Below are 16,754 nucleotides of genomic sequence, written 5' to 3' on the forward strand. Positions count from 1 at the left end.
TGACAACTAACTTTCTTTATGCTTAAACCCAAACCATAAACCTCCAACTAATAACAACCCAAGTATAATAGCACTCATAAGAGCAATCATACTTCCAGTTTGTACGACTTTAGGTTCAAATTTAAATTCAATACTATGATTTCCAGCCGGAACTTGTAATCCGCGTAAAGCATAATTTACACGTTGGATTGGAACAGCATTACCATCAATTGTAGCTTGCCATCCATGCGCATAGTACATTTCAGAAAACACAGCAAAACCATCATTATTATTCGTAGAAGTGTACTTCAAATAATTAGGTTTATAGTCAATTAAGTTAATTCTTGAGGTCGAATCGACAACATACGTTTTTGATGACAATTCGGAACTTGTGGTGACAGCTTTACGGTTGGTTTGCAGGCTATCTAATGCTCTAATTTCATCATTTGCAGAAGCAAGTTTTTCTATTTCAGTTACAAACCAGGCATTACCATTAGCATCCTCATTAACAAAAGGAAACACTTTGCCTTCCTCTTCAGCAATAATATACTTTGTGTTTAGCATATTGAGGACATTCATATTATTTCTTGAAATATGAAAATCATATAATTCTTCAAAACGCTTCAGTTTCGCAGCATGATACCCATTTAAAGAATTATGAAAATAAGCCGCTTTCGCAGGAGCTCTACTCCCTTCTGTAGAAATATCCCAAACTCTAAAATAGCTGTCGTCCTGCATTATTTCTTTATCTGCAGCATTAGCCAGATAAGGTTTTTCAACCTTAATACCAGCTATAAAATTATCGGTATTAACATAGCGACGATCTACACCGACTAAATCAAAAACGATCAAAATGGCAAAAATTCCAACAACTAAAGTTTCAGATAATTTCTTCTTTAGAAACATAAAAATTGCTCCAGCTGATAACAAAACTAATACAAGTGTTCGTAAGGTATCTTGTGTAAAAAAGGTTTTTCTATCGTCACGTAAGGCATCTACAAAACCTTGACCATACTGACCATAGGCATTTCTAAAATACCCATCGTTAGCACCAACAAAATCAAAGAGTACAGATTTAAATAATAAAAACACCAATGCTAATCCGCCTGCAATGGCCAGAGAAAATTTAAGCGCTTTTAGTTTGCGTTCATCTTTATCAAAATCGTTAAACAGTTTTACCAGTCCGAAAATAGCCAGGACAGGAATACATAATTCTAACAGAACTTGAATAGAACTTACGGCTCTAAATTTATCATATAGAGGCACATAATTTATAAAGAAATTAGTTATTGGATTACTATCTGGATCAGGGTTTGTGACAAAAAACCAGTTTTTACCAATTGATAAAATCCATGACATTAAAATGCCTCCAACAAGCCACCATTTGAGTCGCCCTTTTAATAAAAACAATGCAAAAATAGCTAAGAATATTACCACTGCTCCAACATAAGCGGGAGCTTCTACTATTGGCTGACTTCCCCAATATGTAGGAGCATTTTGAGCTTGTTCTAAGGCTTCAGTTGGGCTTGCGCCAATAGTTCTGAAAAATTGATAGATTTCAGACTCTTTGCCTACATCTTCGTAGTTTCCGCCTCCAAATAATCTAGGTACAAAAAGGTTTAAAGATTCACCAATACCATAACTATATTCGGTGATATAATCTTTACTCAAACCTGACGTTGCTTCTTTAGACAAGCCATCAGTAGTAATGGTTAATTCACTTTGACCACGAGTACTTTCTTTTACATACTCCTGTGTAGCTAAAATATTAGTTGCATTAAGACCTATTGCTAAAATTAGAGCGACAAACATGATGCCTGTTGCTTTAAAAAAATGTGGCAACATTTGCTTTTTATAAGCGTCAACAAAGTAAGCAATACCTAATACGAGCACCAATAGCATCAAATAATATGTCATTTGAAAATGATTGGCTCCTATCTCTAAGGCCAAGGCAATTGCTGTGAGTAAAAAACCTAATATAAAGCGTTTTCGAAACGTGAGTACTATTCCTGCTAAAACTAAAGGCATGTAAGCTATTGCATGAGCCTTACTATTGTGACCTACTCCCAAAATTATGATGAGATAGGTTGAAAAACCAAAGGCCAAAGCACCTAAGGCGGCGAGTTTAAAGTCTACTTTTAATGATAGTAATAAGATATAAAACCCAATGAAGTAAATAAACAAGTAATCTGCTGGACGAGGTAAAAAACGTAAAACAGAATCTAATTTTTTGATATAATTGTGAGGATAACGTGCTCCTAACTGATAGGTGGGCATGCCACCAAATGCACTGTTGGTCCAGTACGTCTCTTGTCCGGTATTAGCTTTAAACTCTTTTTGCTGCTGCGCCATACCAATATAATGTTTGATATCGCTCTGGAAAATTTGCTTTCCTTGTAATACAGGACTAAAATAAGCTAATGAAATCACCACAAAACCAAGTAAAACTAAAAGATGTGGTAAGATTTTTTTAAATGGAAATGACATATATCGTAAGACTTTCAATAAACACGAAAATTAGTCAATTTCTTCGTAATCTATATACTCTCCTACTTTTTTATTTGAGGTAGAATTATTTTTAGGCATCTTATCGATGACCGTTTCTCCTTCTTTATGTTGTTGTTTTTGGTGCTGTTGCTGGTTAAATTGTCCTTCAAACTTCTCTTGCATTTTCTTCGACATGTAGCGCATTAGATAAGGTGCAAATAAGCGAGAGAGAATTTTTATTCCATAGTAAACCAAAAGTATAATAAGAATGGTCCTTACAAAACCATATAATGATGCTGCTTGTAACATTAAATTAAATTTTTTCAAAAATACAACTATAAGTATTTAAAAAACCACTTTAGTTACATAAAAAAAATATAAAATCTCTATATTTGGCTTAAATCGATAACCTATGAACCTCACCAAAAAACTACTGATATTTACCATAATGTTTATCACTCAGTTAAGCTTTGCCCAGTATACTGAAGTGATTAATTCTAACAGACCAGGTGTCTCTAAAAGTGCTTTTTCTGTCGGAACAAACGTGCTACAGTTTGAAGTTGGTCCTTATATCGTTAATGAAGAGCATACGCCATTACAATATGATGTATCAGGATTTGGTGCCGATTTTACTGCTCGTTACGGACTCTTTTTTGAGCAATTAGAAATCAACTTAGAAGGTATCTATCAAAATGATACTTTTACAGATAACCGCTCAACTATACCTGCTGAAAACAAACGCTCAAACTTTAAAAATTTTGCTATAGGAGCTAAATATCTGGTTTATGATCCTTATAAAAATTCTGAAGAAGAGGATAAACCAAACTTGTACAGTTATCATGCTAACCGTTCATTTAAGTGGAAATCATTAATTCCTGCAGTAGCTGTATATGCTGGTGTAAATATAGATTCTAAAAACAATTCATTTTTACCTCCTGGTGTTGAAGGTATAAGTCCTAAAATTATGGTATCCACTCAAAATAATTTTTCAGGTGGATGGGTTTTAGTAACGAATTTGATTAAAGATAGAATTGGTACAGATTTTTCAGACTTTCAATATATCATTACATTAACACATTCTTTTAATCCGCAATGGGTCGTCTTTGGAGAAACTCAAGGAATAAAAAGTGATTTTTACGCTGATAATTTATTTAGATTTGGAGGTGCTTATTTGTGGAGTAAAGATTTTCAACTGGATACAGCTGTGACCTTTAACAGTAAAGATACACCTTCGGTTTTTGGTGTTAACTTCGGAATGTCATACCGATTTGATTTTCATGTTGATAAGGAAATAGATAATGGAAACTCACGTGATGAAGCCGATAAAAGAAAACCCAAAAACAAAAAAGGAAAAAAGAAAAGAACAGATGATTTTGATGACGATGGAAATCTTTAAACTGTATTATATATGATTCGTGTTGAAGAAATCTATTCTAAGAAAGATTTAAAAAAGTTTATCAAGTTTCCATTCAAACTTTATAAAGACTCAGCAAATTGGGTGCCTCCAATTATCAAGCAAGAGCTAGAAACATTTAATAAGGATAACAACCCTATTTTTAAAGATGCTGAAGCTCGTTTTTTCCTAGCTTACAAGGATAATGAAATTGTAGGTCGGGTTGCTGCCATTATTAACTGGTTAGAAGTAAAAGACCAAAATCAAAAGAAAATGCGTTTTGGCTGGTTTGACTTTATAGACGACCTCAATGTCTCAAAAGCGCTTTTAGAGAAAGTTGAACATATTGGAAAAGAGCATAATTTAGAATATACCGAAGGTCCGGTTGGATTTTCAAATCTAGATAAAGTTGGAGTTATGACTGAAGGTTTCGATAGTATTGCTCCAATGATTACATGGTATAATTATCCTTATTATGTTAATCATTACGAATCGCATGGTTATATTGTAGAGAAGCATTATTCAGAAAGTAAATTTCCGTTTAAAAATGTAAAACCTGAATTTTTTAAAAAAGCACAAGAACTTATCAAACGACGTTATCAACTAAAGGCGTTAAAGTTCACGAAAACTTCTGAAGTCATGCCTTATGCAGATAAGATGTTTGACCTATTTAATGAAAGTTATGCATCTTTATCCTCATTTGTTGCCATTACAGATATTCAGAAAGAATATTTCAAGAAAAAATTTATAAGTTTCGTAAATCCAGAGTATATTAAGTTTGTTGTCGATAAAGACGATGAATTAGTTGGTTTTGCTATAGTGATGCCTGCTTTTGCTCAAGCGCTTAAAAAAGCCAACGGTAAATTATTTCCATTTGGTATTGGTCATATTTTAAAAGCCCGCAAACATAGTAAAGATGTTATTTTCTACCTTATAGGTATTCATCCCAGCTATCAAAATAAGGGCGTACATGCTGTTATTTTTAATGAATATTATGAAACTTTCACCGAAAAAGGTATTCAAACGTGTTTTAGAACACCAGAGCTAGAAGATAATGAAGCGATTCATAAAATATGGAAGCATTTTTCACCTACAGTGTATAAACGACGTAAAACTTTTAGGAAATCACTCGTATAAAAAAAATCCGATTCATAATTTGAATCGGATTTTTTATTACATTTTTATGTGGTTCACTTACTCACCCATCGCAGCCATAACTGCAGCAGATAAACGTTTGTAGGTACCATTTTCTAAGCGATCTCTAATTGCATCAAAGGCATCTAAAGTCTCTTCAACGTCTTTTAACGTATGCGTTGCTGTTGGTATCATTCTAAGTAATATTAATCCTTTAGGGATTACTGGATACACAACAATAGAACAAAATATACCATAGTTTTCACGTAAATCACGTACTAAAGCCATAGCTTCAGGAATACTTCCTTTTAAATATACTGGAGTAACACAACTCTGTGTCGTACCAATGTCAAAACCACGCTCTTTTAATCCAGATTGTAAGGCGTTAACTATGGTCCAAAGATTTTCTTTTAATTCAGGCATTGTTCTTAACATTTCCAAACGTTTTAAAGCACCAACAACGAGTTGCATTTGTAACGATTTTGCAAACATTTGAGAACGCAAGTTATATTTCAAATAGTCGATAATCTCCTGATCAGCAGCTATAAAAGCTCCAGTACTAGCTAAAGATTTTGCAAAAGTAGCAAAATACACATCGATATCATCTTGTACACCTTGCTCTTCACCAGCACCTGCTCCAGTTTTTCCTAAGGTACCAAAACCATGAGCATCATCTACAAATAATCTGAAGTTAAATTTCTTTTTAAGTGCAACGATTTCTTTCAAACGACCCTGTTCTCCTCGCATTCCGAAGACACCTTCAGAAATTACCAAAATTCCGCCTCCTGTTTGCTCAGCCATTTTAGTAGCACGCTCTAAGTTTTTCTCTAAACTTTCAACATCATTATGCTTATAGGTAAAACGTTTCCCCATATGTAAACGAACACCATCAATAATACAAGCATGCGCATCAACATCATAAACAATGATATCATCTTTAGAGACCAAAGCGTCAACAGTTGACACCATACCTTGATAACCAAAATTTAGCAAGTAAGCGGCTTCTTTGTTTACAAATTCGGCAAGTTCATTTTGTAATTGTTCGTGTAGTTCTGTGTGCCCAGACATCATTCGTGCTCCCATTGGGTAAGCAGAACCATATTGTGCTGCAGCTTCAGCATCTACTTTACGTACTTCAGGATGATTAGCCAATCCCAGGTAATCATTAATGCTCCAAGTAATCACTTCTTTTCCTTGAAACTTCATTCTGTTAGAAATCTCTCCTTCTAGCTTTGGAAACACAAAATATCCTTCAGCTTGAGAAGCCCATTTTCCCAATGGTCCTTTATCTTTGTATATCTTCTCAAATAAATCCTTCATTAAAGCGAGTTTTTTAGTCTTATTAGTTGGGACAAAATTAGTTAATAATATTATGATAGCATAATATTTTTATAAACCAATGTTTATAACCATTTTAAACATAAAAAACCTACCACGATAAGACATGGTAGGAGTTTTTATTCTTTAGTTTTATATTTTATTTTATATACTGAATTTTTTCAGCCACTTCTCTCTGACTATCAAAAAATCCTTGGTCTTCCATCCATTTGTCACTATACACTTTACTCATATAACGCGACCCATGATCAGGAAAAACAACGACAACTTTATCTCCAGCTTTAAATTCACCATCTTCATTAAGTTGCTTTAAAGCTTGCATCGCTGCACCACTAGTATAACCTACAAATAAACCTTCGGATTTAGAAATCTCACGAGCGGTATGTGCACTTTCCTCATCGGTAACTTTTATAAACTTATCGATTAGATCAAAATCGGTAGCAGTAGGAATTAAATTTTTACCTAAACCTTCAATTCGATAAGGATAAATTTCTTTTTCGTCTAGCTCACGTGTTTCGTGGTATTTTTTTAATACAGAACCAAAAGCGTCAACACCGATGACTTTAACATCTGGGTTTTGTTCTTTTAAATATTTTGAAATTCCTGAAATTGTTCCTCCAGTTCCACTACACGCAACAAGGTGTGTAATTTGTCCTTCTGTTTGCTCCCATATTTCAGGACCAGTTGTATGATAATGAGCATCTAAATTGAGCGCATTAAAATACTGATTGATATAAATTGAACCTTTAATTTCATTATGCAAACGCTTAGCAACCTGATAATACGATCGAGAATCGTCGGCACTAACGTTAGCAGGACACACATAAACTTGCGCACCCATTGACTTAAGCATGTCAATTTTATCTGCAGATGACTTAGAACTTACCGCTAAAATACATTCATATCCCTTGATGATACTCACCATCGCAATACTAAAACCAGTATTCCCTGATGTCGTTTCTATTATTGTATCTCCTGGAGTTAAAATGCCTTGTCTTTCGGCTTCTTCTATGATGTGAAGAGCAATTCTGTCTTTTGACGAATGACCTGGATTGAACGCTTCAACTTTAGCAAAAAAGTCTCCGTCAAAATCCTGGACCATTTTGTTTAATTTGATAAGAGGGGTTTTACCAATTAATTGTAAAACATTATCAAATACTTGTATGTCTTTTTTCATAAATGCTATTTATCAGTTTCCTATTTTAAATCTGAAACGTAAAACCTTGCAAAATTACGACTTTTTTTTTAATTAGATACTAATTCCTTCTAAGTCTAGTAAAAAAGCAAATTCCTGAGCATCTTCTTTTAAAGCTTCAAATCGTCCTGAAGCACCACCATGACCTGCATCCATATTAGTTAACAAATACAATTTATTAGTATCTTGCTTGTAAGTTCTAAGTTTAGCCACCCATTTTGCTGGCTCCCAATATTGGACTTGAGAATCATGTAAACCTGTGGTTATCAGTAAATTTGGATATGCTTGCTGTTTGACATTATCATAAGGCGAATAAGTCATCATATAGTCATAATATGTTTTATCATTTGGGTTTCCCCATTCATCATATTCACCTGTTGTTAGAGGAATAGAATCATCAAGCATGGTCGTGACCACATCAACAAAAGGTACTGCAGCAATGACTCCATTATACAATTGCGGTGCTTCATTAAGAATAACGCCCATAAGCAAACCTCCTGCACTTCCTCCAATTGCATATAAATGCTTTGATGACGTGTAGTTATGTTCTATCAGATGGTTTGAACAATCAATAAAATCGGTAAATGTATTTTTCTTTTTTAAGAGTTTTCCGTTTTCATACCAATCACGTCCTAAATATTCACTTCCTCTTACATGTGCAATAACATAGATAAACCCTCGATCTAAAAGACTTAATCTTATGGTTGAAAAATAAGGATCTACAGTAGAACCATAACTTCCGTATGCGTATTGTAGTAGTGGCGCATTTCCATCTAATAAAGTATCCTTTCGCCTAACTAGGGACATTGGTATTTTTGAACCATCTTGAGCTGTTGCCCATATACGTTCGGAAGTATAATTGTTTTTATCAAAATTTGGATCCAGAACTTCTTGTTCCTTTTTAATCTCTTTTGTTCTAGTCCTCATATTGAAATCAATAACTGAAGAAGGTGTCGTTAGCGAATTATAAGTATAGCGCAAAATTTCGGTATCAAAATCAACATTAGTCCCTGTATTTGCTGTATAGGTTTCATTATCGAAAGGTAAATAGTAATCTAACGTTTCATCCCAACGTTTTATTCTTATTTGATTTAATCCGTTAGTACGTTCACTAACGACCAGATAATCTTTAAAAATTTCGATATCTTCAAGCAATACATCATTTCGATGTGCAATAACCTCAACCCAATGTTCTATCTCAGTTGCCTCCTCTGGGGTATTCATGAGTTTAAAGTTAGTTGCTTTATCACGATTTGTCAATATATAAAACGCGTCTTCAAAGTGTGATATACTGTATTCTAATCCGCGAATTCGCTTTTGAAAAAGTTTAAAATTTTCATTTGGCGTATCTGCACTCAAGACATGAAACTCATTCGTTAAAGTGCTATAACAGGCAATGATGATATATTTTCGTGACTTAGACTTATATACTGCAACTCCAAAAGTATCATCTTCTTCAGTGAATATACAAGAATCTTGATCTTCAGAGTCTCCTATTTTATGCTTAAAAACCTCACTAGAACGTAAAGTTTGTTCATCCTTTTTAGTGTAGAACAGTGTAGAATTATCATTAGCCCAAGTAGAAGATCCAGTAGTGTTTTTAATCGCATCTGAAAAAATTTCATCTGTTATCAAACTTTTAATCTGAAGCGTGTATTGTCGTCTCCCAACTGTATCCAAACCAAAAGCAATCATAGTATTGTCTGGACTTACACTCAAACCTACTAGTCTAAAATAAGCATGACCTTCAGCCATTTTATTGCAATCAAATAGCAATTCTTCTTTGGCCTCTAAGGTTTCCTTTTTCCGTGTATAAATGGGGTAATCTTTACCCTTTTCATAACGAACTATATACCAATATCCATTATATTTATAAGGCACCGAGGCATCATCTTCTTTGATACGTGCTTTCATTTCTTCAAAAAGTGACACTTCAAAGTTTTTGGTATGGGCTGTTTCTTGATTATAATAATCATTTTCGGCTATCAAATAATCTAATACATTTTGATCTTCTCTATTGTTCAACCAAAAGTAATTGTCTATTCTTGTTTCGTTATGGATGTGTAATTCCTTCGGAATTTGTCTAGCGACAGGAGCTTCAAGGATCGTCTTCATTTTTATTTTTAAAAGTCAGGCAATTTAGTAATTTTACAACTTATAATATTAATACTTAATTAATACTTAACAATATGTTTGGAGATATGATGGGAATGATGGGTAAACTAAAAGAAGCCCAGAAAAAAGTTGAAGCGACAAAAGAGCGACTTCATGGAGTTTTAATTGACATGAATAGTCATGATGATAAATTAAAAGTGACAATCACTGCTAATCGTACTTTAAAATCAATTACAATTGACGATGAACTTCTTCAAGATAAAGACATGTTAGAAGATTATTTAATTCTTACAATTAATAAGGCTATTGCTCGTGCAACAACTGTTCATGAAACTGAGGTCGCTGCAGTGGCAAAAGAAGGCATGCCAAATATTCCAGGAATGGATTTATTTAAATAATCCTTACTGTTTTGAGTAAGAACCAATCACCACAGTAGTATCAAAACCTAAACCGCCTAGAAGGTTAAAACTCAAGGTATCTGCCGATAGTGAGATAGAGACTGTTCTGTCAACTCCTGAGGCTACAAGTGATAGTGCATTTCCATCTAAGGTCCATGTGCCATTTCTAGAATTATCAAAACATAAAACGCCTTGAAGTTCAGTTAAAAATTCAAGAGCATATTCACTATCGCCACTCCATGTTCCATCAGCATTGAAAATGAGTTGCTCAACAACACAGTCAGATTCTGTATGCAAATTTTCAGAAGCTGTTCCATCTTCATCAACATCAAGAGGCAGTTCGCTTACAAGCGTCACAATATTCCATGTGCCAATTAAGTCGGCTTCTTCTATTGAGCCTCCTGTACTACTATCATCATCACTACTACATCCAAACGTAAATACAAGAGTTACTAGTACAAATAATCTAAGTGCTTTTGAGAACATATAATTGAGTTTAATTAGAGAAACAAATATAAAATATTATCTAAAATTCATTAAGTATATCTAATACTTTTTCATGCATCTTGTCTGTATAATCTAAATGTGTAACCATACGGAGTTTATTGCTTCCCATACCAATAATGTGTATGCCTTTATCAGAAAGTTGATTTAAAAACTCACTTTCATCAACATGAGCTTCTAATTCAAAAATTACGATATTGGTTTCTATCGGTTCTACAGTTTTTATAATTGACAGTTGCTCCAGAACACGGCCGAGTTCCTTAGCTTTTTTGTGGTCTTCAGTTAACCTATCCAAATGATGGTCTAAGGCATACATTCCAGCTGCAGCTACATAACCAACTTGACGCATTCCTCCTCCTAATATCTTGCGAACACGAATGGCGCCTTTCATCAACGCCTCATCTCCTATTAATACAGAACCCATCGGACAGCCTAATCCTTTACTCAGGCAGACAGATATGGTGTCAAAAAGTTTACCATAATCTTCAGCTTTTATTTGAGATGTTGCTAATGCATTCCATAGTCGTGCACCATCTAAATGGTAGCCTAAATTATGTTTATCACAAACCGCCTTAATTTTTTTTAACTCTTCAAAATCCCAACATGCACCTCCACCTTTATTTGTGGTGTTTTCAACCTCGACTAAGGTCGTCAACGGACTGTGATAAAAGTCTGGTGGATTGATAGATTCTACGACTTGTTGCGCAGTGAACATTCCACGATTGCCGTCAATAAGTTTGCAGGATATTCCACTATTAAACGAGGCTCCACCACCTTCATAATTGTAAATATGTGCATATTTATCACATATGACTTGCTCTCCAGGATTGGTATGCAATTTTAAAGCGGTTTGATTGGCCATACTTCCCGTTGGAAAAAACAAGGCCTGATCTTTACCAAACATTTCTGCTAATCGTTTTTCTAAGGCATTTACAGTAGGATCTTCCTTATAAACATCATCACCAACATCTGCCATCATCATGGCTTCTAGCATGCCTTTGGTTGGTTTGGTTACCGTATCACTTCTTAAATCTATTATCATTCTAGTTTTTGGTATAATTACAATAATCACTTCCTATTGGAGAACCATCTGGTATTTTAGGAACACTATCAATTTTAAATTTTTCCGCATGTTTTCTAAATTCATTTATCATCATTCCAAATTGAGATCTGTACAATGATGATTTCTTTTTATCAGACAAATAATCACTAAGCAATGAATTAATTGCAGTATTAGCTTTTGCTTTCACCTGAAAAATAGAGGCATCACTTACCGCTAAATTCATCATGTACATTAGCACTCTTTCATTGATTAGTTGTTGTATTTCATTTGTATAAGCATCGTTGTGATGTTTTCCGAAGGAACTATCTAATACCTGCTTTAACATATCATCTAACCCTAATTGCTTAGCATCTAAACTCTTTTGTTGAATGATTCTATTAGCACGTTGAGGGTTTAACAACAACTTTAAAGTCATATCACTTGCTGTAACTGCAGCTCCCATAGGATCGAAGGCAACTCCTGTGTTACTTGAAAATGATTCTCTATCTCGATTATATCCAAATGCTCGAGGTGGAAATAGTGCTAACTTATCTTTTGGTATCGCTAACGTTTCAGCTGAAATGGTATTTAAAATTTCATGTAAAGCCGCTTTTTGGTCATCAGCACTTACAGGTTTCACAATAAATTGACCATCTCCTTTTACTGCATAGTTATAATCCAGACCTCCAACCACTTTCGTCGCAGCTTCAGTTTGATAACGATGGAAAAAATAAAGTGGCACAAAAACATCTTCTAATACTGAATAAGGCTCACCACTACGTATATTATCTTTAGAAAAATTAGCGATGGCTTTTGCTCTCACCTTCAAAACATTATTTAATTCTTCGGAAGCGTTTGTTCCGTTATCCCATAGGTGAGCCAGCGCATGAGCGCCACTTTGAGGTCTTGCATCAGCATCTGTTATAAATCGCAATCCGTTATTGCTCGCTGCGTTTAAAATAGAATTTAAAGCTTGTTTCTCGTTGATGCTTTCATCAAATTCAGAATAACTATAAGCCACTGTCACTTTATCCCAATCTCCAATACCAACAGCATATGCATCACTAAAATCTATAACTCCGTTGGTCATTGTAATCGTTGGATGCGGATAATCCATAACCGAGGCTCTACCATTGGTACTTGCTGCAAAATTATGAGCAAATCCTATCGTATGCCCTACTTCATGAGCGCTTAATTGTCGTATTCGTGCTAAAGCCATTTCTAACATAGGCTGATAATTATCATCACGCTCTGCAAAAGGTTTATTCATTAAGGCCTGTGCAATCATAAAATCCTGACGAATTCGCAGGCTTCCTAAACTTACATGTCCTTTAATAATTTCTCCTGTTCTGGGATCAACCACACTTCCACCATAACTCCAACCTCGAGTAGAACGATGCACCCATTGTATCACATTGTATCGACAGTCCATTGGATCTGCATCTTCAGGCAGCATTTTCACCTGAAAAGCATCTTTAAATCCGATAGCTTCATAGGCTTGATTCCACCAGCTGGCTCCTTCTAATAAAGCAGAACGAACTGGTTCAGGTGTTCCTGGATCTAAATAGTAAATAATCGGTTCTTTAGCTTCGCTAATGGCTTGTTCTGGATGTTTCTTTTCTAAGCGATGGCGAATGATATATCGTTTCCGAATTGATTCTTGAATTGGAGTTGCATAATCTAAAAACGACATAGAGATAGCTCCGCTACGCACATCAAACTCTCGTTTTTTATAACCATCATCAGGTAGTTCTATAAAACTATGATGTTGAATGACACTTACTAAAGACGCTGTTGGAGTTACGCTTCTGATGTTTCGTCCTTTGGGCTGACCTTTAAATGTTAATAAGGCTTCAAACTCAACATTTTTAGGGAAGGCCTTGGTTCTATCCAAAGAAAGTGCACTTTTACTTGTATCGATACTATAACTGCCTTCAGACTTTAAACGATTTGCGACGCCATGAGCATCTAACATTAAAAATGGTGTCAGGTCTATCACGTAAGTTCCATTCGTTTCTTCAATAATTTTAAATCCGTACAAAACCGATTTTGCAAAAGCCTGTTCAATACTTTTCTTTTCAAGAGCATTATCTGTAATTGCTCTATAACTTAAATTTGGTTGTACTAACAATAGCTTATGACCTGCCTTTTCAAATTTAACCAGACGTTCTTGACCTAACTGGCCTCTATCTAATCCGATATCATTAGAACCAACTCCAGAGGCTAACGAATTAACATAAAGAAATTCTTTATTTAAATCTTCGACCTTTAAATAAATTTTATCTGTAGAAGCTTCATAATGAAAATCAAAAAAGCCCTTATAATCTTTTAATGTTTTTGTACTCAAACTTTGTGAGAACGCATTTACGATAAGAAAAAACGTGATTGTGTTAAATATGTATTGTCTCATAGTCTTCTTTAAGCCATAAATTTACTTATTTTTGAGTTAATGAAATGTGACCAGTAAAAATTAAATGTGTCATAATATATATAATCTTATAGTTGCAGATGTAAGTTTGTTTCTGTAGTATGAATTAGATACTCTGAAAGCCCTAATACACAGATTAAATTTAGTGATTATCCTCATTAAGAATGGAAATTTAAAGCCCATTTTTAACGGCTTATTAACGCGATTTTACTCCTCAACAAATTTTATTGGTGTAGAGCTCCATACCGAAAATCTCAAAAATTGTGATGCCAAGTTGAATATCTCCATTCGACCATTTAAGAATTCAGACATCAATGCTCTTAATGAAGAGTTAAGACACAGACGTTTAGTAGATGAAAACATCCCTAATTGCTATGTTGCTCAGATTAATACAAACGATACAGTATACAGACAATGGGTATTTAAACACCATCAAAATGAACGTATTGCCACATATTTTGGTCCCATTTTTCCAAAGTTAAAAAAAGACGAAGCTATTATAGAAGGGGTGTTTACTCATACCGATTACAGAGGTTTACGAATAATGCCTAAAGCAGTTTATGAAATATTAAACCAAGCACACTACTCGCACTTAAAACGAGTAATCGCTTTTGTTGATGAGCAAAATATTGCCAGCCTTAAAGGATTTTATCGTGTAGGTTTTGAACCATATATTATCAGAAAAGAACAATGGTTGTTTTTTAAAAGAAAAGTATCTTTTATTCCTTTACATTCGGAAGTAGAAAAAAGTTATCTAAATTTGATATCAAATATTTAGAATTAAACATAACGCTGTTTTTGTTTTTTCTAAAGGATAGAAACCTTAATTTCGCTGAAAATTTACAGATTATGATTACATCAGATCAAATAAAAGATCTCAATACACGCCTTGACAAACTAAGGCACTATCTTTGACATAGATGCTAAACTCATAGAAATTTCCAACGAAGAAGAACAAACATTTGATCCAAATTTCTGGAACGACTCAAAACAAGCCGAATTAGTTATGAAGTCGCTTCGAGAAAAAAAAAGCTGGGTTCAAGATTATAACACTTCAAAAACTTTAGTCGAAGACTTAGAAGTTATTTACGAATTTTTCAAGGAAGAAGAAGCTTCAGCAGAAGACGTGCAAAGCAGATATGACAAAGCTGTTTTGCTTATTGAAAAACTTGAATTTAAAAATATGCTTTCTGATGAAGGTGACGCTCTTAGTGCTGTACTACAAATTACTGCTGGTGCTGGAGGAACGGAGTCTTGCGACTGGGCAAGCATGCTAATGCGTATGTATTTAATGTATGCTGAAAAGAGTGGATTTAAAGTCAAAGAGCTTAACTTTCAAGAAGGAGATGTTGCAGGTATAAAAACTGTGACATTAGAAATTGAAGGTGATTATGCTTTTGGCTGGCTTAAAGGTGAAAATGGTGTACATCGACTGGTACGTATTTCTCCCTTTGACAGTAACGCTAAGCGTCATACAAGTTTTGCTTCCGTATATGTGTATCCTTTAGTCGATGACACTATTGAAATAGATATTAATCCAGCTGATATTGAAATCACAACAGCGCGTTCAAGTGGTGCTGGTGGGCAAAATGTAAATAAAGTTGAAACAAAAGTTCAGCTGACTCATAAACCAACAGGAATCCAGATTTCATGTTCTGAAACACGATCGCAACATGATAACAGATCTCGTGCTATGCAAATGCTAAAATCTCAACTCTATGAGATTGAATTACAAAAACAGATGGCACAACGCGACGATATTGAAGCTGGCAAAATGAAGATTGAATGGGGAAGCCAAATTAGAAATTATGTCATGCATCCTTATAAATTGGTTAAAGATGTGCGCTCAGGTCATGAAACAGGAAATGTCGATAATGTTATGGATGGAGATATAGAGCCTTTTTTAAAATCGTATTTAATGATGATGGGGCAAAAAGAAGAAAATCCTAACGAATTATAACTATTAAAATGATTACCATATACCACAATCCAAGATGCCGTAAGTCTAGAGAAGGCTTATTACTGTTAGAAAATTCTGGCAAGACTTTTGAAGTTATCAAATATCTGGACGAGCCAATTTCAGAAGAAAAATTAAAAACAATTGTAAAACTATTAGGACTACAACCTTTGGAGTTAGTTCGTAAAAATGAGGACATATGGAAGTCGGATTACAAAGGAAAAGACCTTACCGATAGTCAAATTATTAAGGCGATGGTGACACATCCAAAACTCATTGAACGTCCAATTGTTGTTCATGGTAAGCAAGCTGTAATTGGCAGACCATCTGAAAACATATTAAACATTATATAAACAGAACTAATATTATGAAGACTTTATACATTACCCTGTTTTGTTGCTTAGCTTTTATAAGTATGTCATTCTCACAACAAAATAAACCCACTGCAAGTGAGCAAAAGCAAATTGAGCGTTATAAAGAAGAATCTGACCGTAGAAAAGAAGAGTATATCACTAATTTTATGTCTACCTTAGACGTTGATGATTTTCAAAAAGAAATCATAACTCAATCGCTTTATGATTACTTTGATGAATTGGTTAAAATTAATAAATTGGGTTTAAAGTCTTATGAGCGCGAAACTCATATTGAACGTTTAGACAAGAGCCACTTCAAGGATGTTCAAGCAATTGTTTCTGAAGATGTTATGTCTCAAATCATGGATGCCGTTAAAGGTAAATTGGACAAAAAATCTGGTAAGAAGAAACGAAAGAAGAAAAATTAGTAT

General features: G+C 34.3%; 15 protein-coding genes. 7 read left to right on the plus strand and 8 right to left on the minus strand.

The genetic code is table 11. From position 1 onward, the window contains the following. Positions 1-6 precede the first annotated feature (6 nt). Positions 7-2,466, minus strand: coding sequence for a YfhO family protein (locus tag H7350_RS07450; protein WP_204345273.1), 2,460 nt, complete (start codon positions 2,464-2,466; stop codon positions 7-9). A 30-nt stretch (positions 2,467-2,496) separates the two neighbouring features. After that, on the minus strand, positions 2,497-2,775 hold the full coding sequence (locus H7350_RS07455) for a DUF4834 family protein (RefSeq protein ID WP_204345274.1): 279 nt from the start codon (positions 2,773-2,775) through the stop codon (positions 2,497-2,499). Positions 2,776-2,878: 103 nt separating this feature from the next. Between H7350_RS07455 and H7350_RS07460 the strand changes: the two genes are divergently transcribed. Beyond that, positions 2,879-3,862, plus strand: a complete 984-nt coding sequence (locus H7350_RS07460; RefSeq protein ID WP_204345275.1) for a transporter — start codon at positions 2,879-2,881, stop codon at positions 3,860-3,862. 12 nt (positions 3,863-3,874) lie between these two features. After that, entirely contained in the window at positions 3,875-4,996 is a 1,122-nt protein-coding gene (locus H7350_RS07465) for a GTP cyclohydrolase (protein ID WP_204345276.1), read from the plus strand. 57 nt (positions 4,997-5,053) lie between these two features. On the opposite strand, the gene capB is transcribed toward H7350_RS07465, so the two are convergent. The 3 genes from capB to H7350_RS07480 form a co-directional block, all read right to left on the minus strand. Further along, a complete protein-coding gene (capB, locus tag H7350_RS07470; RefSeq protein ID WP_204345277.1) occupies positions 5,054-6,313 on the minus strand; it encodes a cysteate-C-fatty acyltransferase in 1,260 nt (419 codons plus the stop codon). Between the two features lie 157 nt (positions 6,314-6,470). Beyond that, the gene (gene capA, locus H7350_RS07475) at positions 6,471-7,508 is read right to left on the minus strand and encodes a cysteate synthase (RefSeq protein ID WP_204345278.1); all 1,038 of its coding nucleotides are present in this window, start codon (positions 7,506-7,508) and stop codon (positions 6,471-6,473) included. A 72-nt stretch (positions 7,509-7,580) separates the two neighbouring features. Further along, positions 7,581-9,641, minus strand: a complete 2,061-nt coding sequence (locus H7350_RS07480; RefSeq protein ID WP_204345279.1) for a S9 family peptidase — start codon at positions 9,639-9,641, stop codon at positions 7,581-7,583. 74 nt (positions 9,642-9,715) lie between these two features. On the opposite strand from H7350_RS07480, the gene H7350_RS07485 reads away from it, so the two are divergent. Further along, the gene (locus tag H7350_RS07485) at positions 9,716-10,039 is read left to right on the plus strand and encodes a YbaB/EbfC family nucleoid-associated protein (RefSeq protein ID WP_204345280.1); all 324 of its coding nucleotides are present in this window, start codon (positions 9,716-9,718) and stop codon (positions 10,037-10,039) included. Positions 10,040-10,042: 3 nt separating this feature from the next. Here the strand turns inward: H7350_RS07485 and H7350_RS07490 are convergent, their stop codons facing one another. Genes H7350_RS07490 through H7350_RS07500 form a run of 3 tightly spaced genes read right to left on the minus strand, consistent with a single transcriptional unit; the run spans position 10,043 to position 13,995 of the window. Further along, complete coding sequence (locus H7350_RS07490; RefSeq protein ID WP_204345281.1) at positions 10,043-10,525, minus strand: DUF5004 domain-containing protein; 483 nt, start codon at positions 10,523-10,525, stop codon at positions 10,043-10,045. A 40-nt stretch (positions 10,526-10,565) separates the two neighbouring features. Next, a complete protein-coding gene (locus H7350_RS07495) occupies positions 10,566-11,585 on the minus strand; it encodes a threonine aldolase family protein (RefSeq protein ID WP_204345282.1) in 1,020 nt (339 codons plus the stop codon). A gap of 1 nt (position 11,586) precedes the next feature. Further along, positions 11,587-13,995 (minus strand): zinc-dependent metalloprotease, encoded by a 2,409-nt coding sequence (locus tag H7350_RS07500; RefSeq protein WP_204345283.1) that lies wholly within the window; start codon positions 13,993-13,995, stop codon positions 11,587-11,589. A 163-nt stretch (positions 13,996-14,158) separates the two neighbouring features. Between H7350_RS07500 and H7350_RS07505 the strand changes: the two genes are divergently transcribed. The 4 genes from H7350_RS07505 to H7350_RS07520 all read left to right on the plus strand — a co-directional run bounded on the left by H7350_RS07505 (position 14,159) and on the right by H7350_RS07520 (position 16,751). Further along, on the plus strand, positions 14,159-14,791 hold the full coding sequence (locus tag H7350_RS07505) for a GNAT family N-acetyltransferase (protein WP_204345284.1): 633 nt from the start codon (positions 14,159-14,161) through the stop codon (positions 14,789-14,791). A gap of 71 nt (positions 14,792-14,862) precedes the next feature. Next, positions 14,863-15,973 (plus strand): peptide chain release factor 2 gene (prfB, locus tag H7350_RS07510; RefSeq protein ID WP_204345285.1). Its coding sequence is split into 2 segments (ribosomal slippage): positions 14,863-14,925 and positions 14,927-15,973, totalling 1,110 coding nucleotides; the frame shifts between segments, so codons are not numbered across the junction. Between the two features lie 8 nt (positions 15,974-15,981). Then, positions 15,982-16,323 (plus strand): arsenate reductase (glutaredoxin), encoded by a 342-nt coding sequence (arsC, locus tag H7350_RS07515; RefSeq protein ID WP_204345286.1) that lies wholly within the window; start codon positions 15,982-15,984, stop codon positions 16,321-16,323. A gap of 14 nt (positions 16,324-16,337) precedes the next feature. Next, the gene (locus tag H7350_RS07520; RefSeq protein WP_204345287.1) at positions 16,338-16,751 is read left to right on the plus strand and encodes a hypothetical protein; all 414 of its coding nucleotides are present in this window, start codon (positions 16,338-16,340) and stop codon (positions 16,749-16,751) included. Positions 16,752-16,754 lie beyond the last annotated feature (3 nt).

Source organism: Psychroserpens algicola, assembly GCF_014526325.1.
Classification (GTDB): Bacteria; Bacteroidota; Bacteroidia; order Flavobacteriales; family Flavobacteriaceae; genus Psychroserpens; species Psychroserpens algicola.